Genomic DNA, 20,147 nt, shown 5'->3' on the forward strand with positions numbered 1-20,147 from the left:
CCCTCATTCCCGAGAATGACTGTAGATGACTATACTTGTGGGCAATGATAGAAGGAATCTCATCCCGCAAAACTAGGTTCTGTCAAGCCTTTGACACCAACTTCGTGATTAATATCAAAATCGTATTGATAAATCGGATATTTGAAACCGTCTGTATAATAAAAAATTTGATCATCCGGACTAAAACCAAATCCATTTGAAATAGTAATCCCTTTTTCCATTTTAGTCAGATTCCTATCAGGATCTAAGCACAATATAAACTTCCTTTAGAATTTTCAACATCAAGGTTCGCCATTCCGATCCAAAATCGCCCCCTCGATCGCATTTTTCATCATTCATACGCAATTCATTGCTCCAGGGTTCGATTGCCGAAAACTTAGTCATTTTCAAAGAAAGAATTTCCACTGCAAAAATTGCATTGCTGAGAGTAATCACAACACCACTTTTTTACGTGGCACAACTGTACACCAATAAAATCTCGCATTTCCCAGGACTAATTAATTATCGCTGACGGAATTTAATCGATGTAAAGAAGGCTTCGCAATATCAATCCAATACAAAACATTTTCAAAGGAATGCGATATTGATCCTTCGCCTAAAGCGTTTTGTCCTTTCCAAACTATTTTAATATTCATTGATTAACGGGCTTGTTAATAGTGGTGGAAAAATTTCCCTGATTTAAAGCAAGAAAGTCACCCAATATGGTTCCAAGAAATCGCCTAGATATTTTTATCCAATTGATAGGACTTTTGGATAGGAGCAATAAAATATCCTGTAGCATCGAGATATTTTTTGAAGAAACTTTTCATCCCTCTTTGTTGATAGAGAGATATTATCAATAGTTGTTACACATTCAATTCCGATAAGCTTTTCTTTAGTTTTTAAAATTAAATCAATCTCAACACCGCCCCGAGTCCGATAATAATAGAGACTCGGCTTGAATTTCCTTGTATATTCGTATTGCTCATAAATTTCATTTGTGATGCGCAATGAAGGTTTGTTTTCCGCCAAGCAAAGCGTTTAAAACCCCAGAGTCAAATATTCTATATTGAGAGTGCGCCTTCGGGTTTTCAAAAGATAGCAATTCGTATATTAAAAATAACGATTCTAAAGCTAATAAAGCTAATAAATGTTTTTTAACAAATGCCGTTTGGTACCCAATTCATGAGCCAACTTAGACAAAGAGATAAGAGGCACTACAGCAGTGATATTTAGTAAATTAGCAGCTAATTCACTATCGTAGTCACCGTCTTCCAGCTGTTTTAAATCTCTATAACAGATCGCCTCTAACCAACTATTGATAACACTTATTCGTTCCTCAGAATTGCTTAAACCAGAGAAAATAGGCATTCCACACCTCGCTCAAGCCACGTTTCAACGCTTTTAGATTTTAGCTGATTTGCGTCATTAAATTTGAACTTTACCCCAGGGATCCATAAACGCTTGACTATTTATTTCCCGCATCATCATAGGATACAGACGCGTGATACCCATTCTACCAGCTAAAGATTCTCGAACCCCTACTTTAGAGGAAAATTCTACTGAACCCGAAAGGGTAAAAATACCTAGCCAGCCGTTCTTCATCTATAGAATCGAATATGTGAGGTACCTTCTGGGCTTCATCGATGATGAGCGTGGGGTGGATTAATGACTACTTTCGTTTAATAGAAATTGTTCTGGAGCGCGATTCGCTTTTAGAGCGATTTCTTGTTTATCAAAAGTGAGATAGGTAGCCCTGAGGACGGCGGACCACTCTTTCATTTCTTTCATTAAGAAGGTGCTTTTGCCTACCTGTCGAGGACCTAAAACTCCCAATACGGGAAATATCTTAGCGCTTTTTAGAAGAATCCTTTTAATATGCCGTTTCCGATGATGCATCTCAAAGTACCTGTAATGTTGATCGATTATTGATTAATATTACAGAACTTTAAACGGATACCAAGCTCACCAGTAATTCTCGGCTAAGTAACCTTACTCGATTTCTTGACGATTAATGAGCGCCATTAAAAGACTACTCATAACCATGCCAGCTTACAGCCAAATCATAGGAATATTCACACCATAACTCGCCAAATAAGCGGTTAAAAAGGAAGTGAGGCCAAAACACAATGCCATAATGTCGCCGGTGGATGCCCATCACCAATCCTTGTTTCGCTTTCACTCACTTGAATTAAAAAACAAGGAGAAAACAAGGTAATAATTGCTGAATAGCTGACAGCGATGGAAATCCCTACGAACACAATAAATCTAAAAATAAATAACCTCGTGGGTTAGGGACAATTAAGGCTATAAATAAAGCAGTCAAAAAACTGATGGTTATAACCGCTTTCAATTGAAATTGCTTTACAAAGTAATCGACTAAATAACCACAACCGATGCTAAAACCGATTCCCATATCAGCGAGCAGTAAGGAAACCTTTAAAGTGGTATATCTGTAGCGGTGTAAAACAAAAATCGACGAAATGAAGGAAAAGAAATTACTCCAGCTATACATCATCACCAATAAAAAACGGATAATTTTCGAATTTTTTCATACTTGAGTCGAAATAAAAATATTTACCGCATAATGAAATCAAATACGTGCTTTCCATGTTTTTTTGAAGGTTTCTTTAAACAGACACTATAATAAAAATGCATTGAACAATGAAATTAAAGAAGCAAAATAAAGCGGTGTCGAAAATCCAAACCAACTTACAAAACGACTATCTGACAGAACGACTCCAATAATCGGGCCAATGATAAAGCCTAATAAGATTGATAATAAAATAAGATCAATCCAATATTTCGCGCTTTATGTTCCTTAAAACTGACATCTACAATCGCAGCTTGCGCAATGGGCTGTCTATACGTGCTGTAAAGCCGACAATCACTCGTCTCAAGATTAAAAAGACCAAAATATGGATAACTACTGGAAATGCCGACACAATAAATAATCGAGAAATGATCCCATTAAGCAAATTAATAATGAATGCTTTTTTCTGACCTATCGTATCAGACAAATCTCCTAAATCCAGCACAGCATAAAAATATCCACGGTCAACCCATAAAAAATCCCGGGTGGCTAACGCGAAGTCGCTGCCGATAAAAAATCAGAATGCGTCTCAATGATGATGGCATTTAAAACGCGAAAAAGAAGACTTAAGACCATCTCATCGATAAAAAGCACTAAGAACAAGGGGGACATAAAAGACTCTATGTTCAGAGCAGTCCAAAAGCTTGAATGAGTGTTTAACAAATTGGAAAGACAAGACAAAATGCCTAATCAGGGTAAATTTAATCTATTAATCAAATTATTACAAATAAAAAAGCCGTTCCTTGACTTCTTCATTATATCAATCATTAGATCTTGTTAGTTAGTAAAAATTAGGAAAAATATAAATATCGTTATTATGTATGAGCGTTATTCACTGCAGCAGCAGCAGGGGTAGGGGTGGGTCGTGGATAATTCAAGGACACTGACCTGTAGCTCCATTATCATGTTCGTAAGTGCGACTTACTCGATTTTTGTCCTCAATCTTAACAAGGCCATCGGCATTCCCATAAGGTGTTGTAATAAAAATTGCCACCGTTTGGCCGTCCGGGGAGAGGATAGTACAAGGCCCGTTTTCAGGACAACCATTGTCAAATCTCACATTCCTCTGATATTGGGGGGATTAGGTGAGTAAGAAACAACAACCCAAGAAGATTTAGAAATGTTCTTTATATAACGCGTACAATCTGCCAAAGCAGTTTGTTGAAGCAACAAAGCCATACTTGAGACAGCTAAAAAGGCCCTAACTCGAGTTATTTTTTAAACTTTGAAGTTAGTACATTAAAATTTTCCCCATTAAATCTGGAAACTAGGAGTATGGCCACCGTACTACCTATTCATAAATTAGCCAACTTATTGGCCGGTAACAGTTCCCAAATTGAAACCCCTTCATGGGATCAGAAGCCAAATCTACTTTATATATTTACTTAATATAGTTATAGGCTTTATTAGGCTTTCTTTATTAGGCTTTAATAGGGTTTTAATATATGAAAGCTTACGAATTGTATCGACGGGGGTTCAGACATTAGTAGCTCACTAGCGAAGGGTAGAATGAAATCGATCCAGGCAAGTATGGCCTCCTTGTAAGTTTGAAACTTGGGTAAACCCACTATCTTTTAGTAATTGTGCAGCAAAAACGGGCTGCGCTGACCAGATCTGCAATAGAAAACGATAAGTTTGTCTTTCGGTAACGTCGTTAGAAACGTGTTAAGTTCCTGTAACAGAGTATGTAGGCCGCCAATATGACAGATATCTCTTTTATAGAGTTCACGCACATCAATTAATAAAAATGTCTGAGTTTGATTTTTCTAACCACTGAGAGAGAGCTTTGTAACTTCTATTTCCTGAATTTGTCCCCCGACCCTTGTCTTTTGGGAAAAGCTTAATGACTGATTTGCCCTCAATACAACACGGGCATCAAGGATGTTTGGGTATAATTTTTGGGTATAATAAATTCTTTTATCCTCATCGATAAAGCATCGATGGCTAGCAGTCGCCCCGATAGTACTTTTTCTTTGCTTAGTAAAATTTTTATAGCCTCGGTGGCTTGAATACCACCTAAAATTCCAGGCAATATGCCTAGAACACCCCCCTAACTCACAATTAGCAGTAAGTTCTTCTGAAGATGTTTCATATAAACAACGGTAAAATGGGCCATCTTGATAATTAAAGAAGCTACATTGTCCCTAAATAACGGGAGGGATAATTATCCGTGCAATCGATAATATTTTCAAAATCGTGCACTGTTTTTTCTGTATTATCTTCGCTTATGAAAGTTTCATAAGTAATTGTTTGCAATTAAGGATTAAATCGTTCAAGGAAATATTTTTTTTGAATCGCTTTTTTATGCTTGCCAACATCATTGGGTATATAGAAATGACTTGTCGTTGAAGGTTCGATATTTCCACTTAATCGCCATCAATAATGCCCAAAGTGCCCAATACCTGCTTCTGCTAAATAATATTGTAATACAGAAGAACCTAATCCCCCAGCACTCACACACAGAGAATACGCGCATTAAAGAGTCGAGCTTGGCCACTCCTTACCAATCAATGGCAAATAGACAAGCATAGCGTTGAATATCAATAAGAGTTAACGCCATATAAACTCTAATGCGCCTCATCCCAATTGCTGCCGACTCCAATATTAACCACCAGCGGTACCGAAAGGGAGGCAGCTTCTTCCATGGCTTTTTTGATTTGCGGAACTACACGATCAAGATCTTTTTCAGCGACCTCAAAGACGAGCTCATCGTGCACCTGCATGATCAAATGGGCATCATCTGTATTATGTTTGAGCCAATCATTAACTTTGATCATGGCGATTTTGATGATATCCGCCGCCGTGCCTTGTATAGGCGCATTAATCGCAGCACGTTCAGCAGCCCGACGGCGTTGAAGATTAGAAGCATTAATGTCAGAAAGGTACACACGTCGCCCAAACAAGGTTTCTACATAACCTTGTTCGGCAGCGATAGTACGAATTTTCTGCATATATTCGTGGACTTTAGGATAGCGTTTAAAGTAAATATCGATGTATCCTTGGGCCGGCTCGCGCTCAATACCCAGTTGGCGCCCTAAACCAAAACTTGACATGCCATACAACAATCCAAAATTAATTGCCTTGGCACGGCAGCGTTGCTCCGAGGTGATCTGTTCCAATGGCACTCCAAAAACTTCAGAGGCAGTAGCACTATGAATATCCCATTCTTTTTCGAATGCCTTAATTAACCCAGGGTCTTGTGAAATATGAGCAATAATACGCAATTCCACTTGTGAATAATCTGCCGCCACGATACGAGCGCCCGAGGGTGCAATAAAAGCACGTCTGATTTTTCGGCCTTCGTCAGTACGAATAGGGATATTTTGCAAATTAGGGTTATTTGAAGATAAACGGCCTGTTGAAGTAACAGTCTGATTGTACGACGTGTGCACTCGACCGGTTAATGAATTCACCTGCTCAGGTAGACGATCGGTATAAGTCGATTTTAATTTACTAAGGCTTCGGTGCTCCAAAATGATTTTCGGCAAGGGATAATCGAGCGCTAAATCTTGCAATACATTTTCTGCCGTCGAAGGATGACGTCCGGGAGTTTTTTTAAATATTGGTAGTTTTAATTCTTCATACAAAACGTTTTTTAATTGTTTAGGTGAACCCAGATTAAATTCTCGTCCCGCTAATTTGTAAGCTTCTTGTTCGAGCTGGTTAATGTGCTGTTTCAATCCATCGCTTTGTGAACGCAACATTTGGGCGTCAATTAATACGCCGTGCATTTCCATTTGCATTAAAATAGGCATGAGTGGCATTTCAATTACGTCAAAAACTTTCTTTAATTTTTTTCTTTTTCGATCAGTGGCATTAATCTATGATGCAATTGTAAGATTACATCCGCATCTTCAGCTGCATAAGCCTCTATTTTATCAATGGAAACTAAATTAAATGTAATTTGTTTGGCCCCTTTCCGCGCAACATCTTCAAATTTGATTGTTGAATGCCCGAGATAACGAAAAGCCAAAGTATCCAAATCATGTCGACTACTGTTGCTATTTAAAATGTAAGATTCCAGTTGAGTATCATACATTTTTGCTTTGATACTTAATCCTTCTTTGGCTAGCACTTGACTGTCATATTTTAAATTCTGCCCAATAATTGTTTTTTTTGAATCTCCAACAATAGGTTTTAATTGTTGCAAGATCCAAGTTTTTTCGAGTTGAATCGGGGCGTTAGCATAATTATGGCCCATAGGAACATAAGCCGCTTCATTAGGTTGAATGGCAAATGAAACTCCGACTAAACTTGCTTCTAAAGCAGAAGAGTTAGTAGTAGTCTGTGTATCAAAAGCAAATTCTTCAGCGTTTATTAATTTCTTTGCCCATTTTTCAAAAGTTTTTTTGTCAGAGATAGTAATATAATTGGTGTCAGCAGAAGATCTAATCATTTCTTGCGCTGAAATTTCTGCGAGCCAGGATTTAAATTCGTAGGTAGTAAATAATTCAATTAATTTTTCGGGGTTTTTGGATCCTAATTTCAAATCTGTTGGTTTTTCTTTCAAAGGTAAATCGGAAATCACTGTAACCAATTGACGCATTAATGGTAATTCATGTAAATGAGCGCGAAGATTTTCGCCCACTTCACCTTTTATTTCATGAGCCTGTTTTTGAATATTTTCAAGCGAGCCATATTCATTCAGCAATTTAGCAGCAGTTTTAGGACCTACTTTGGGAATGCCAGGAATATTGTCGGTGTTATCGCCAGTTAAACTTAAATAATCAATAATTTTTTCAGGAGGAACACCGAATTTTTCTACCACGCCAGCAGGATTTAAAAGATGGTCTGTCATCGTGTTAACTAAAGTAACGTGATCATTGACGATTTGCGCTAAATCTTTATCGCCCGTAGAAACTAAAACCGGTAATCCCTCTTCTTTAGCTTTTTTAGCTAAAGTAGCAATAACGTCATCAGCCTCATAACCGGCTTTAACTATCAGCGGAAACCCAAGCGATTTGATAATTTTAAACAATGGTTTTATTTGCTGAGAAAGTTCATCTGGCATTTCTTGCCGATTCGCTTTATAGTCGCTATAGAGCTCATTGCGAAATGTTTTTCCTTTAGGATCAAATATGACGGCGATATACTCGGGTTGATACTCCGTCATTAATTTTCGCAACATATTGATGACTCCATACATCGCCCCCGTTGGATACCCCTTGGCGGTGGTCAATGGTGGTAATGCATAGTAGGCTCGAAAGAGATAAGAGGAACCGTCCACCAGGATGAATGGTTTAGTAGTCTTATTGATCATAAGACCCACATCATAATCGGCTTGCCATAAAAGGCAACCTTATTCAAAAGGGAGAACAAAGATTCTATCGATAGGAATTCTATCGATAGGAAGAGAATATTTTTTGTGGAAAAAAAGTGCTCAGTACACACGACAAATAAAAAGTGGCCAAGAGAACCGAGTGGCCAGAAAAATTACCTCATAATTTCTTAATTTTATTCTGATATTATGAGTTTTTATCGAAAAAATTAAATTTTTTTACTCATGCGTGATGACAAACAATAGGAACTACTAAATAGGAACTATTATTGATATTAAAGCTTTTGATAAATCTCATTCTAAAAATTTGGTTAAGTTAAGCAAGACCTACTCGCAGCAACAGAAGATACATAAAAGCAAAGTTTAATTTTGTCGAACTACCGCATCTGCAATCCTATAAACCCATGGATCAACAAAGGGAATTTTTTGCATTTATCCAAGTGCTTGTCCCCTACACCCGATTCCCAATTTTTATATTTTTATTTAATTAGAAATAGCTTGCACGCGGAGATTCCACTCAATTTAGGAGAGGGCTATTGATTGCTATGAAGCGACTGCTAGAGAAGGACGTACTTCAGTCAAAACGGGGATAATGCTATATGAGTTCGGAGAGGGTGTTATAAAAGATACCAAACTCGCTAAAAAGCTTTATAAGGAAGTCGCTGAAGAGGGTAAATAATCTATCAGCTAAAAATAATTTGGCATGGTCTCCTCAGAAAAGGGAAAGCTAAGAAAAAACTTATCCCAAAGAAGCGATAGCCTATTTAAAGGACGCTGCTTTATCCGGTTGTTCAAATGCCAAATTTGGGTATTCACTTTAAAGACCGCTGCTTGATGCAAAAATCTTGTTAAGAGCGGTTTTTCCAGAGCAATCGTTAATTTGACTTTTATGCTTTAATAAGTAGGATGACTGGAACGCAGGATTGGAAGGAAGCACGAAAACTTTTTCAGAAAGGAGCAAAAATCGGTGATAGTAAAGGGCTGTATTATGGTTTAGGTACGATGCTTTTGGCAAGAGAGGTCGTTCCCACGGAATGCCGATTAACGCAATGCATTAATGAAGTTGTGTCAGATTAGAGAAAATAACGAGGCACTCTCTTACCCAGCCGATTCGAAAGCTATCGAATTTATCATTGAACATTTGTCGAAATACCAACCTTTGGAATAGCCTAAATAAAAGACTAGGCTATAAAAACTCACTGCAATGCTTGTTTAAAAACTGTTAAGAAGGCTCTAAAACTGATAATATAGCCGTAATCACATTGACTATTGAGGCTATGCTAAAAAGATCTATATCGCCTTTTGCTTTGTTACTCACGTCCGTAAGTGCAATTTTGGGTTCAGGATGGTTATTTGCTACTTATTACATTTCGGAACTGGCAGGTCCTTCTGCGATCTTTGCTTGGCTTATTGGTGGCCTGTCCGCCATCCTTATTGCTTTTGTTTTTGCTGAGCTTTGCGCCATGTTACCAATTACCGGGGCCAGTATTCGTATTCCCCACTACACACATGGCACGCTCGTAAGTTTTCTTTTTCTTGGATAATCTGGCTGTCCTACGCCTCATTAGCCTCCACGGAAGTTCAGGCGGTCCTGCAATATTTAAACTATTTCTTTCCTTCTTTAGTTCACAGCGATGGTGGTTTAACCATTTATGGTTATTTTTTAGCTTCAGTGTTAATGATAACGATTTCAGCAATTAATATTTTTTCCTTACGTTGGTTATTGCGGTTTAACAGCGCTTTAACCATTTTAAAAATTGCCATCCCTACGGTGGTGGCCGTAGTTATTTTAGCGTTATATTTCGCTCCTTCTCGGCTTATTCACCCTGCTCATACCGCTTTTATGCCTTACGGGACGCATGGCATATTTGCGGCAGTCACTACGGGCGGCATCGTTTTTGCTTTCAATGGATTTAAACAAGCCTGTGAAATGGCTGGGGAGGCCAAAAATCCTTCCCGTGCTTTACCTTTTGCCATTATTGGGTCTGTAGTGATTTGTTTGATTATTTATCTTTTGCTGCAATTTGCTTTTCTATCCTCGCTTCTACCCATTAATTTAGTCCATGGCTGGGCGCACCTAAACCTGCAAGGCGGCACAAGCCCTATTACTGCGATTGTGCATCAAGGACATTTAGATGTTCTGCTTCCTCTATTGTACCTAGGAGCAATCATTGGCCCATTAGCTGCCGCATTAATGTACACTAGTAGTGGAGCACGCGCGTTGTATGGCATGAGCAAAAACCGCCACATTCCTCTTTTATTTCAACACCTAACTACTCAAGGAAACCCTTCAATTGCTATCATTGCTAATTTTGTTTTAGGAATGTGCCTCTTTGCACCACTGCCAGGATGGGATCGTATGATAGCCTTCCTCACCTCGCTAATGGCATTAACCTATGGCGTTGCTCCTATTTGCTTGCTAGCCTTACGCCAACAACTGCCTCATCGTTCCCGACCATTTAAATTACCTGCTGTCACATTATGGACTACAGGGGCATTTTACATTTGTACCCTCCTTACTTACTGGAGTGGATGGATGATTATTTCTAAGCTCGGCCTTGTTTTGCTCATTGGACTTGCTGTGCTGATTCTTCACCGTTATTTCATCGAGCCCGATAAGCGATTTGCTTTCCATTGGAGAGCGTCTATATGGGTATGGCCTTATTTTCTAGGAGTCGCTTTGATTTCCTATCTCGGCAATTTTGGTGGAGGGAAGGGGATTATTACTTTCGGATGGGATTTTGTTGTCATTGGTGTATTTTGTATTTTCACTCTGTGGCTGGCAATAAAATTTAAATTGCCTTCTGAACTCACTCAACGTTTTCTTCAAGATCCCGAATTCGATCAGCACCTACGGGAGAGAGAACCAAGTGGAACATGAGAACGCGCGTTCATTGACCATCACTGAGATCATGACCCCTGAAAAGATAAATTTTGCTGGTAATATTCACGGGGGCTACATTCTTAAATTAATTGATCAAACGGCTTATGCTTGCGCAGCACGCTATAGCGGACATTATGTTGTAACGCTATCCGTTGATGGGGTGCTTTTTAAACAACCCATTTACGTCGGTGAATTGGTAACATGTTATGCAAACGTCAATTATGTAGGCCGTTCTTCAATGGAAGTCGGCATTAAAATTGTCGCCGAAAATCTCGCCACCGGCGAAAAGCGCCACACGAATTCTTGTTATGTCACAATGATCGCTGTCAATAAAAATTTAAAACCCATAGAAATAAAACCATTAACAATTCATAATGAAATCGAACAACGACGTTTCGAAGAAGCAAAAATGAGACGTCAAATGCGCCTTTCTTTAGCAAGAGTTCATCATTCCAATCCGAAAAAATAAAAAATAATTTATTGCAAAGAAACGATTTTCCAAAGCAGAGGGGTACTATTTTCCCCTTTTTCTGTGCGCAGAGCTATAGGAGATTAGTCTTAAAGAGAAGGGGTTTAACTTACATCTCAGTCTATAGTAGAATCACCTCATACGTCGTCTACACGAATTAATTTTTGGAAAAGCCGCGCGTGGAGGCCGGCCCCGCGGGCCCCGGATCCTATGAAGAAAGAGAAGAGGTTATAAAGTAGCAACTCAGTTATGTAGGTCCTTATTCGGGGCTAGTATCCGGCGCAGCTCTAGTTATGGATTACATTTTGACAATTGCTATTTCTATCGCGGTAGGAATTGAGGCGATTTCTAGTTTATTATCTATCCATTATCAATGCTATATATTGCAGAGCTTCTTTTATTGCTTTTAATATTAAATTTATGTGGTTCGAAAGAATCAATAAAAATATTGAATATTGATGGTAATTTTTCTCAGATTCTTTATAAAACCCATTTGATTGTAATTACTACAGGTATCGTTTTGAATGATTACGGAAAAAAGCCGTCATTCAAAATTCCTTCATAGAAACCTACAACCATATCCAAAACTATGGTTTATTTTTCGTATTAGCTTTTATTAATCTGCATTAATAATCTGCATTAATCCGCGTGTACTCGCTAGGAAGCGCCCGGACACCTATCCCGAAGCTGTTTCAAATAACGTCAATATCCTTACCGAACCTCGCCTAAAAACGGGCTCGCTTATAATGTTTTATATGTCAATTTCTTTAAACATAGTTGCGGACAGGACTATTTTGCTTTATTTTGTATAGAATGGGAATTGCTTTGCCCACCACCCTGTGTGTCTGGACAAACACTGAATGCCGTTATTTTTCGATCGATTTTACAAAGTTGGCCCCTATCCGAATACTTTTCTTATTATTTTAATGGCGTTAGAAGTTAATAATAGTGTTAGAAGCAGGACTTTTAATTGTGGCAGTTAATACGGGATTTTTAGGTGGACCCACGCTGTTTTAGACAATATTAGGATTGATTCGTGGGTGCCTCACCGCTTTAGTATGTTTATCAAGTCGACTAGTTACCACAAATGGACTGATATTTTTGGTTTGGCTGTGCTTTACTAATTTTAGTGGCAACGGGGGAGGATGGGGCTTAGGTAGAATTTTTAGTCGTGTTATACAGCACGAATGTTTTTTTAACGTTTAGTATCTCTTCTTTACTGGGACTTTCTGTATATTGGATACGGCATCGAAAATATGAAAGACTTTGGTTTTTCCCAATGGTTATAGCACTACTAGCACTAATCGTTTGCGTATCCATACTTTTGATTACGTTAATATATCGAAATTCGAATTAGGTAGCTGAATCACCATGCTCGTTAACCGGTGCTGCGATAGAAGGGGGAGATATAATTACTAAACATCGTTACCAACGGTACAGGTACAATGACTTAAAAAAGAAGATTAATCAAGAACTAAAGATTCCCTTAACGAGCAACGACACCTACCAACAACTGATACTAAAAAGCCTATCGGAGGAAAAATTAGAATGAGGGATAGCCCAACCTCTTTCCAATGCAAGAGCGGTAGCAATAAAAATACCGATTATAATTCCTAGAATACCAACCAAAAATAGTTAAAATAATCGATTCAATCAAAAACATTCCACCGTATATTAGCGCGTCGAGCACCGATAGCCATACGAATGCCAATTTCGCGATGTCGCTCAATAACAGAAACGTACATCATAATATTGATTACACCGATACCATCTACCATAAAGCAATACTGTCAATGGGGACCCTAACAACCTAAGTGAATGTCTCTTGTTGCTTTTGCATAATGCCAATAATTTGATTGGCTTCTAAAAGTAACTTTTAGTTGAGAATATAATTTATTCATTTTCGTGGTTAAAGCCTCTTGCACTTCATTAATATCCGGTTTGTAGATGAAGCGAAATAAGATATTATTGATTTAGGTATGGTATCCTTACCTAAAAAATAAGAAACTTCTAAGGGAATAATCACTCCTTTATTAATCTTCGCGGACAAAAACCAGTGTGGCTGCCAAAGTTTCATTACGTCAATAATTATAAAAACAAAACTTCCAATCAAAATTTGATCCCTAATAGGGTTTTTGAAATGTCTTTATCAAGAAAATCTTTAGCCACATCACTTCCAATAACACAAAAAAACCATGACGATCTAAATAGGAAATGAAACGGCCTTTATCAACTTCAATTTTTACCACCTCTACCAAATTCAAATTATTGTGGCCCCTAAAACCTGACCCTCTGTTTGATTTCCGATAATAGAAGTTATAGAAAGAAAGGGTGTAGGGGGAAATCACGGGCGATTTGATTGGAGGCTTTCTGGATTTCAGGTATTGTATCAATCTTAACCTGAGAAGTTCCATCGGTCTAAAATTCCTAAAATAGCCAAAAATGACCGGAGCTTAGATGAAATTAAATTGGAATAGGGGGGCCTGTTTAACATATCGGCTGATTTTCATGATTGACTCTCTGGTACGATCACACCATCATGTATTTGAATTATCTGAGGACATTGTGCGACAATATTGTGCGACAATATTCATATCGTGAGTAACGATAATTACTGTACAGACCCCTCTTCACGATTTAATTGAGCTAGTAAATCCAACATGTTTTGATTTGTTTTCGAATCAAGAGAGCCAGTCGATTCCATCATCTTCCAAAATAATATCAGGTTCTCCTACTAATGCTCGCGCAATCGCTACCCGTTGCTGTTGACCTCCAGATAATTCACTAAATTTATGATGATAAAATTGAGCCATACCCACTTTTTTAAAGCAGTCAGGACGCGTTTTCCAATTTCACGTCGATTGATATTACGATAAGTTAAAAGCGCAAACTTACATTACTGAGCGCATTCAAGCGAAGTAACAAAAAAATAACTGAAAAACAAAGCCAATGCTTCTATTCTGAAAATCTGATCGTTGATTATCGCTCAATTCAGATACATTTTTTGCATTTAAATAATATTCTCCCGTCGTAGGACGATCCAACAACCCTAAAATATTCATCGTGGTAGTTTTTCTCGAGGCCGATGATGGATGACCCTACAATTCTAACCAGTTCTTTCCCTTTCGATGGAAAAATTAATTCCCTTTCATGCTTCATACCGATTAGTACCAAACTAATAAATTTTATTGAGGTTCAAATTCATTTCACGCAACTTCAAGAGCAAATTTGTCTACTGCCCACTGTTTTTCGCTACTAATGACATCGGTATTGTTGCGAAGAGCGAATAAAATCGCTTCTTTTAAGCTTAAATGCTTAGATTGGGCGCGAGTAACACACTCGAGGAAAAGGCAGAGGAAAAGAAAATGGCTCTCGCCGCTGTATTAGGAAGAACTTCTCCGCTTCCTTCTATCATAGTGACTTCAGAGGAACGTAAAGGAAAGTTGGCGTAGCTGCTAATTCCTATTACTAGGAACATTATAAAAAGTCCTATAGAAAAGGCTTTTTTCATCAGAACATCTAACTATGCCTGATTACAACAGCTATACATTCTAACTCATTGAAAAGAAATATAGCTAACCCATATGTGATCTTATGGTTGAATTCAAGGAATCTTCTTTGATAGTCTTGGAAGATGATCACCATTCTCGCTGACGACCGTATCCCCTTTGTTACTGAATTATTTGGAGGCTATGGAAAATTGCTTTTAAGGCCGGGCAGTAATATCCAAAAAAGTGATTTAAGCAAAGTCAACGTTTTATTGACGCGGTCGATAACTCAGGTCAATGCTGCTTTATTAAAAGGAACCCCCATTGAGTTTGTAGGCAGCACAACCGCAGGATTTGATCATATTGATCGCGAATGGTTAGCAAAACAACTTATCTCGTGGTCTTATGCTCCTGGAGCTAATGCAGTGGCGGTCGCAGAATACGTACTCCACTGCATCGCTTTTTTGCGCAAAAAAGGTTTATTGCCTCAAGTGTCGATAAAGGCCGCTGTCGTTGGAATCGGACATCTGGGTAAAATCGTTTCCAATCGTTTAGAAAAAATAGGCTTTTCTGTTTTCCATAATGATCCACCCCGTGCTATTTCTGAAAAAGAATTCATCTCTATTCCATTAGAATCACTTACGGAAATGGACCTTATTTGTTTACATACACCTCTAACCAACGCTGGCGAATTTCCTACCTATCATTTAATCCATGATGCCTTGTTAAAAAGATTAAAACCCAGCTGCGTTTTATTAAATGCGGGACGCGGCGCAGTGGTAGACAATGAAGCTTTATTAAAACAGAAGCATATCGTAGCCTGTTTGGATGTATGGGAAAACGAACCTGATGTTAATTTAGCTTTATTGGAAAAAGTGGCTATCGCTACGCCGCATATTGCGGGTTACAGTAAAGAAGCAAAATTGCGCGCATCACTGATGATTTATGAAGCCTTTCTACAACATTTTCAGCTAATAGATATCCATCGCTTTAAAGAGCTGAAACAATTACCAGAAAAAACTACGGTTGATATTCGGGAATGTCGTACCGTCGAAGATGTTCTGTTAAAAATCTACGATCCCAGTAGAGAAACTCAAACTATGCGCGAGTTATTGATAAATAATCAAGATCGGTTTGAAAACTTACGCCGTCGTTATTCGTTGCGTCCCGAATTTTCCACTATCCAATTAACTCCCTCACCGGATCCAAAACTAAAAAATTTCTTCAACAATGGGGATTTTCTTTTGATTAAAAAGAAGAGACCGCAAACCAAGAAGCGGCCTCCTCGAAAATGCCAAACTCAATGCTTAGAAAGCACTAATACAGGGGAGGGGACGGCATCAATTTCCCCTTTTCCTGTTGTGGCAGCTTATGCTCCCATCAAAGAAAAAGATGTCGTAAACAGTCGTCGCTGAAGTTTTGGTGGAACTCCAATATTCAGTACTCGTGGCTGATACAATTGTGAAAGCTCCCATATCTAAGGTAAATACCAGTCTCCATAGCAAAAGCAAATATCTCTCCGTAGCAGGATGACTTTTCCCTGAAGGAGTACAAGGGGAGTGGTGCCATTCCCCTGTACCGCAAAAGCTGGAGCAAAAGAGGACAGCTGAATCAGCCGAATCATTCGCAGCAGCTTGGCAAGCCAACTCTGCTAAGGAGGTATTGTATTCATCTCACCAGCCCCTGCCTCCCACTCTCATCAGCCAGAGTTAATAGAGTTTTTTCCTCCGATCTAATATCTCCTTCCCGGGGGTCTATCACAGCGTGCGCAGCAACAAGTCCATGCTGTCCGTAAGAATCTCCTCTAACCCGAAAAAACTACGCCACCCAAAGCCTGCTGTCCCACTGTATAAGTGGGTGGGAGGATCCACCCATGATCCACCCATTGCATATCAAAATTACTATTAAAAATTAATATTACTAGCTTTTACCAACATTTGGCCAGAGCTGTTCTGCCTGGGGCGTCACACCCTCGGGCCTGTAACCTCAGTTTCTCCCCCTGAGCCTGAGGTCCTTGTAATCCTTGAGGGGCCTCGAGGACCCTGCTGGGATGCAGAAACTGCAATTCTTGAATCCGGGTTTCCTCCACCACATATTGATTTGAAGTCGGATTCGCTGCATAACTGATTCCTATTCCAGTTAGGAGCAGGTAAAGTAATCAAAAGCTAAGAAAGTTTTTTCATAATACTGTGCTTAAATCTGAGCAAAACCCCCGGCTGCACTGGAATATGATCAACATGACCTGCCACGCCATCGGTATTAATCCGAAAATTCGGATTACTTCAAAAAATCGCTTGATACATTTAGTTACCATCCAAAGATAGTAAAACCACGACATCGGGGGTCCCACTAGCATACGTTAGAGACAAAGGCAGTAGGGTCGTTAATGCCACTACAGCAAGGAAAGAAATTCTCCTTAAAAAATAGTTTAAATCCATCAGCCTATCCTTTTTCTAAAAGTTAATAACAGTTTGATTCTATAAAAATTTCTCAGATCAAACAACAATTTCTTGATTCATTGAATTTTTTGTGTCACTTAAAAGACGGTTATTTTATTTACAATAATTCTTGGAGTAGGTTTATTTACAATAATTCTTGGAGTAGGAATAACATTTTTAGCATAGGCAATACAAAAAGTACTCATAAAATACTTAATTTTTGGGACCTTACTCGAGCGTAAAAGGATTTTCTTATGATCTGCTTTATTTTCTGTTTCTTTCTTCTATTTTCTTTTTTGCTAATTTTTAATAAAATCGCCACGGTTGGAAGCTATGAAGAAGTAGAATATTTTCCGATACCCCCTGTTTTTCCAGTTTTTATTTTCAAGGGCAATCTGGATATGCCCGGGACTGAGAAAAAATTTACGTACCAAATTTTTGTAGGAATTATTCAAGGAGGCTCTCTCCGCCCTTCGGCGATTTTAAAAATGACAAAGGTAGATTTACAGCAGGAGTTACTCTTAGATATCAATGGAACCGTTTTATTGTCGCTGAAATTAGTTAGAATCATTTACCAAAATGCGTTATTTCGTTTTCCCTGGATTGCCAAGTCTCACCCCGGAGGAATTATTAAAGAAATTTCATGGAATGCTTATATTGCTCTCAAGTTTATAATTCCTATTTACCATAATTTTTTTATCCCTTTAGTAAATTCAGCGCGATAGGAGTTGATATTCGAACCAAATTTAATTTCACTCCCGCTAGCCAATTACCCTCTCATCGGTGATTTTTGGACGCCTTTATTTGCCGTCGGATTGCAATATTATTTCAATTGGAGTTGGATCCCCGTGAATCTTCAATATCTTCACTTTAACGGCTATTGTCGCAGACCCTTAAATGGCTTTTCCATAAATTACCTTCGCCGCATTCGCCGCATTCAGACTTATTTATGATAGAAATAGGCTACAATCTGACTCATTAAAAAAGTTTGAGGGTAACATTTTTAGAGTGCCCTCTTAGATTGTCTCTTGTGGATCCACATCCAAAGACCACCGGACTTTTGCACGCTGACTGGAAAGCAAGGCGATCAATTGATTTAATACTGTACGCAAGCTAATGCGATGTTTAGATTGAAAAAGTAATTGATAGCGGTAACGTCCTGCTTTGCGCTCCATACTGGCGGGAACGGGCCCTAAAATATCCACGCCGCTGTTAACCAGAATTTTTTGTTTTATTTCTGATAAAAATTCGGAAGGAGGCCCAGGTTTTGGGGATTCAGCACGTAATATACTTAAATAAGAAAAAGGAGGCAGTTGAGCAGCTTCGCGTTCTTTTAATAAGGCTTCTGCAAATGTAGCGTACCCTTCTTTTAATAAAAGAGTAAACAGAGGATTTGCAGGATGATGAGTTTGAATAAACACCTCCCCCTGCTGTTCTGCACGACCCGCACGGCCTGCTACTTGAATTAACAACTGTCCCATCCGTTCCGCAGAACGAAAATCAGCACTGTACAAACCACTGTCGGCATCCACAATTGCCACCAAAGTCAAATAAGGAAAATGATGACCTTTAGCGATCATTTGTGTACCAATTAAAATTGGTGCTTTTCGGTTGTGAATTAAATTCAATTTTTCTTCCATGCTATTTTTAGTGCGCGTACTATCGCGATCCATACGCACGATATCATAATTAGGAAACCGTTTTTGTAAAACCGCTTCTAATTGTTCTGTACCTAAACCAACATTGATTAATTCTTGATACTTACATTGCGGACAAACGGGGGGAATTTTTTTATTAGAACCACAGTGGTGACAGTAAAGTCGCAGAGGTTGGTAGTGGAAAGTTAATCGCGCATCACAACGATTACAATGCATTATCCAACCGCAACCATAACATATCAAAGTGGGCGCGTAACCACGGCGATTTAAAAATAATAAAACTTGTCCGTTACTTTTAATATGGTTTTCGATGGCAATTAATAATTCATCGCTCATTCCGGCTATTAATTGCTTTTGACGTAAATCGGTTATCGTCACACGAGGCAAAGAAGCCTTTCCCGCCCGGTGGGGTAACCGCAATAATTTATAACGTTCGCGTTTAACGTTATAAAAACTTTCTAACGAAGGAGTTGCAGAACCAAACACAACGGGAATATTTTCAAACTGGCCACGTATTACGGCTAAATCACGTGCAGAATAACGAAAACCCGATTGTTGTTTAAAAGAAGTGTCGTGCTCTTCGTCTAAAATAATAATGCCGAGGTTAAGAAGGGGGTAAAAATAGCTGAGCGAGTACCAATAATAATTTTAGCTACACCTTTCTTAGCCATAAGCCACGCCTGCGCACGTTTTTTATCTGATAAATTAGAATGCAAAACAGCGATGGGCACATTAAATCGTTCACGAAATTGCTTTACAGTTTGGGGCGTTAATCCAATTTCTGGAACCAGTACCAGTGCTTGTTTTCCTTGCTTAATTAATGATTCAATGGAATGTAAATAAACTTCAGTTTTGCCGCTTCCAGTAATTCCTGAAAGCAAAAAGGTCTGAAAATTTTGGTTACTAACAATTGCTGTAACTGCATTTTTCTGATAGGAATTTAAATCTAACGGAGAATGTGGAATATACGAACTTCCGTCCTCGCTAATTTCAGTAACCCGTTTCCCTTGGCGAAAAATCCGCGGTAGGGCACCCAGGATAACTTCACCAATCGGATAATAATAATATTCACTCGCCCATTGAAATAATTTAAGTAAAGGCGATGGAATAAGCGGTTCATCGTCGAGGATTGCCTGGATAAGCTTAAGACGCACAGAGGAAGAGGAAAAAGAAGAATAAGGTTTTACTCCCATTAACACCCCTACGCAGTCTTGCCGACCAAAAGGAATTTTTAAACGAATGCCCGGCTGTAATTTTGCACTCTTAAACGAGGTAGGTGCTAAATAATCAAAACACTGATATAACGGCGTTGGTACAGCAACTTGCAAGATCATTGACATGGACATATGATAACGCTCGA

Annotated in this window: 20 protein-coding genes and 1 pseudogene; 7 read left to right on the forward strand and 14 right to left on the reverse strand. The window is 38.7% G+C overall.

Annotated elements, in window-relative coordinates:
• Window positions 1-59: 59 nt before the first annotated feature.
• From MRH55_RS00495 to polA, 10 genes and pseudogenes are all read right to left on the reverse strand, one after another.
• Window positions 60-221, reverse strand: a complete 162-nt coding sequence (locus MRH55_RS00495; RefSeq protein WP_304985586.1) for an SMP-30/gluconolactonase/LRE family protein — start codon at window positions 219-221, stop codon at window positions 60-62.
• 508 nt (window positions 222-729) lie between these two features.
• Window positions 730-1,011: a DUF4143 domain-containing protein gene (locus tag MRH55_RS07450; RefSeq protein ID WP_369421231.1), complete on the reverse strand. Its 282-nt coding sequence runs from the start codon at window positions 1,009-1,011 to the stop codon at window positions 730-732.
• A 111-nt stretch (window positions 1,012-1,122) separates the two neighbouring features.
• The gene (locus tag MRH55_RS00500) at window positions 1,123-1,350 is read right to left on the reverse strand and encodes a hypothetical protein (protein WP_304985587.1); all 228 of its coding nucleotides are present in this window, start codon (window positions 1,348-1,350) and stop codon (window positions 1,123-1,125) included.
• Between the two features lie 57 nt (window positions 1,351-1,407).
• The gene (locus MRH55_RS00505) at window positions 1,408-1,584 is read right to left on the reverse strand and encodes a P-loop NTPase family protein (protein ID WP_304985588.1); all 177 of its coding nucleotides are present in this window, start codon (window positions 1,582-1,584) and stop codon (window positions 1,408-1,410) included.
• A 60-nt stretch (window positions 1,585-1,644) separates the two neighbouring features.
• Window positions 1,645-1,878, reverse strand: coding sequence for an AAA family ATPase (locus tag MRH55_RS00510; protein ID WP_304985589.1), 234 nt, complete (start codon window positions 1,876-1,878; stop codon window positions 1,645-1,647).
• 352 nt (window positions 1,879-2,230) lie between these two features.
• Window positions 2,231-2,395 carry a hypothetical protein gene (locus MRH55_RS00515; RefSeq protein WP_304985590.1) on the reverse strand — a complete coding sequence of 55 codons (165 nt, stop codon included), beginning with the start codon at window positions 2,393-2,395 and terminating at the stop codon, window positions 2,231-2,233.
• A 1,051-nt stretch (window positions 2,396-3,446) separates the two neighbouring features.
• The gene (locus MRH55_RS00520; RefSeq protein ID WP_304985591.1) at window positions 3,447-3,632 is read right to left on the reverse strand and encodes a hypothetical protein; all 186 of its coding nucleotides are present in this window, start codon (window positions 3,630-3,632) and stop codon (window positions 3,447-3,449) included.
• Between the two features lie 514 nt (window positions 3,633-4,146).
• Entirely contained in the window at window positions 4,147-4,305 is a 159-nt protein-coding gene (locus MRH55_RS07455; RefSeq protein WP_369421235.1) for a rhodanese-like domain-containing protein, read from the reverse strand.
• 125 nt (window positions 4,306-4,430) lie between these two features.
• On the reverse strand, window positions 4,431-4,604 hold the full coding sequence (locus MRH55_RS00525; RefSeq protein ID WP_304985592.1) for a hypothetical protein: 174 nt from the start codon (window positions 4,602-4,604) through the stop codon (window positions 4,431-4,433).
• Between the two features lie 535 nt (window positions 4,605-5,139).
• Window positions 5,140-7,832, reverse strand: a pseudogene (gene polA / locus MRH55_RS00530) (DNA polymerase I).
• 924 nt (window positions 7,833-8,756) lie between these two features.
• Here polA and MRH55_RS00535 point away from each other — a divergent pair.
• The 4 genes from MRH55_RS00535 to MRH55_RS00550 all read left to right on the forward strand — a co-directional run bounded on the left by MRH55_RS00535 (window position 8,757) and on the right by MRH55_RS00550 (window position 11,203).
• Window positions 8,757-8,927, forward strand: coding sequence for a hypothetical protein (locus MRH55_RS00535; protein ID WP_304985593.1), 171 nt, complete (start codon window positions 8,757-8,759; stop codon window positions 8,925-8,927).
• A gap of 185 nt (window positions 8,928-9,112) precedes the next feature.
• Complete coding sequence (locus MRH55_RS00540; RefSeq protein ID WP_304985594.1) at window positions 9,113-9,394, forward strand: APC family permease; 282 nt, start codon at window positions 9,113-9,115, stop codon at window positions 9,392-9,394.
• On the forward strand, window positions 9,307-10,731 hold the full coding sequence (locus MRH55_RS00545; protein WP_304985595.1) for an APC family permease: 1,425 nt from the start codon (window positions 9,307-9,309) through the stop codon (window positions 10,729-10,731). The genes MRH55_RS00540 and MRH55_RS00545 overlap by 88 nt, the downstream gene beginning before the upstream one ends.
• Before the next feature lie 31 nt (window positions 10,732-10,762).
• Window positions 10,763-11,203, forward strand: a complete 441-nt coding sequence (locus tag MRH55_RS00550) for an acyl-CoA thioesterase (RefSeq protein WP_304986181.1) — start codon at window positions 10,763-10,765, stop codon at window positions 11,201-11,203.
• A 1,649-nt stretch (window positions 11,204-12,852) separates the two neighbouring features.
• On the opposite strand, the gene MRH55_RS00555 is transcribed toward MRH55_RS00550, so the two are convergent.
• Both MRH55_RS00555 and MRH55_RS00560 read right to left on the reverse strand, forming a co-directional pair.
• The gene (locus tag MRH55_RS00555) at window positions 12,853-12,981 is read right to left on the reverse strand and encodes an FtsX-like permease family protein (RefSeq protein ID WP_304985596.1); all 129 of its coding nucleotides are present in this window, start codon (window positions 12,979-12,981) and stop codon (window positions 12,853-12,855) included.
• Between the two features lie 903 nt (window positions 12,982-13,884).
• Window positions 13,885-14,016 (reverse strand): ATP-binding cassette domain-containing protein, encoded by a 132-nt coding sequence (locus MRH55_RS00560; RefSeq protein ID WP_304985597.1) that lies wholly within the window; start codon window positions 14,014-14,016, stop codon window positions 13,885-13,887.
• Window positions 14,017-14,514: 498 nt separating this feature from the next.
• Here MRH55_RS00560 and MRH55_RS00565 point away from each other — a divergent pair, with 498 nt between their 5' ends.
• The 3 genes from MRH55_RS00565 to MRH55_RS00575 all read left to right on the forward strand — a co-directional run bounded on the left by MRH55_RS00565 (window position 14,515) and on the right by MRH55_RS00575 (window position 17,854).
• A complete protein-coding gene (locus tag MRH55_RS00565) occupies window positions 14,515-14,655 on the forward strand; it encodes a hypothetical protein (protein WP_304985598.1) in 141 nt (46 codons plus the stop codon).
• Between the two features lie 182 nt (window positions 14,656-14,837).
• Window positions 14,838-16,106: a 4-phosphoerythronate dehydrogenase gene (locus MRH55_RS00570; RefSeq protein WP_304985599.1), complete on the forward strand. Its 1,269-nt coding sequence runs from the start codon at window positions 14,838-14,840 to the stop codon at window positions 16,104-16,106.
• Between the two features lie 1,319 nt (window positions 16,107-17,425).
• Window positions 17,426-17,854, forward strand: coding sequence for a hypothetical protein (locus MRH55_RS00575; RefSeq protein WP_304985600.1), 429 nt, complete (start codon window positions 17,426-17,428; stop codon window positions 17,852-17,854).
• A 291-nt stretch (window positions 17,855-18,145) separates the two neighbouring features.
• On the opposite strand, the gene priA is transcribed toward MRH55_RS00575, so the two are convergent.
• Together priA and MRH55_RS00585 are read right to left on the reverse strand one after the other, a co-directional pair.
• Window positions 18,146-19,384: a replication restart helicase PriA gene (gene priA / locus MRH55_RS00580; protein ID WP_369421581.1), complete on the reverse strand. Its 1,239-nt coding sequence runs from the start codon at window positions 19,382-19,384 to the stop codon at window positions 18,146-18,148.
• Entirely contained in the window at window positions 19,372-20,127 is a 756-nt protein-coding gene (locus tag MRH55_RS00585; protein WP_304985601.1) for a primosomal protein N' family DNA-binding protein, read from the reverse strand. The genes priA and MRH55_RS00585 overlap by 13 nt, the downstream gene beginning before the upstream one ends.
• Window positions 20,128-20,147: the final 20 nt, after the last annotated feature.

The organism is Coxiella-like endosymbiont (genome assembly GCF_030643785.1).
Classification (GTDB): domain Bacteria; phylum Pseudomonadota; class Gammaproteobacteria; order Coxiellales; family Coxiellaceae; genus Coxiella.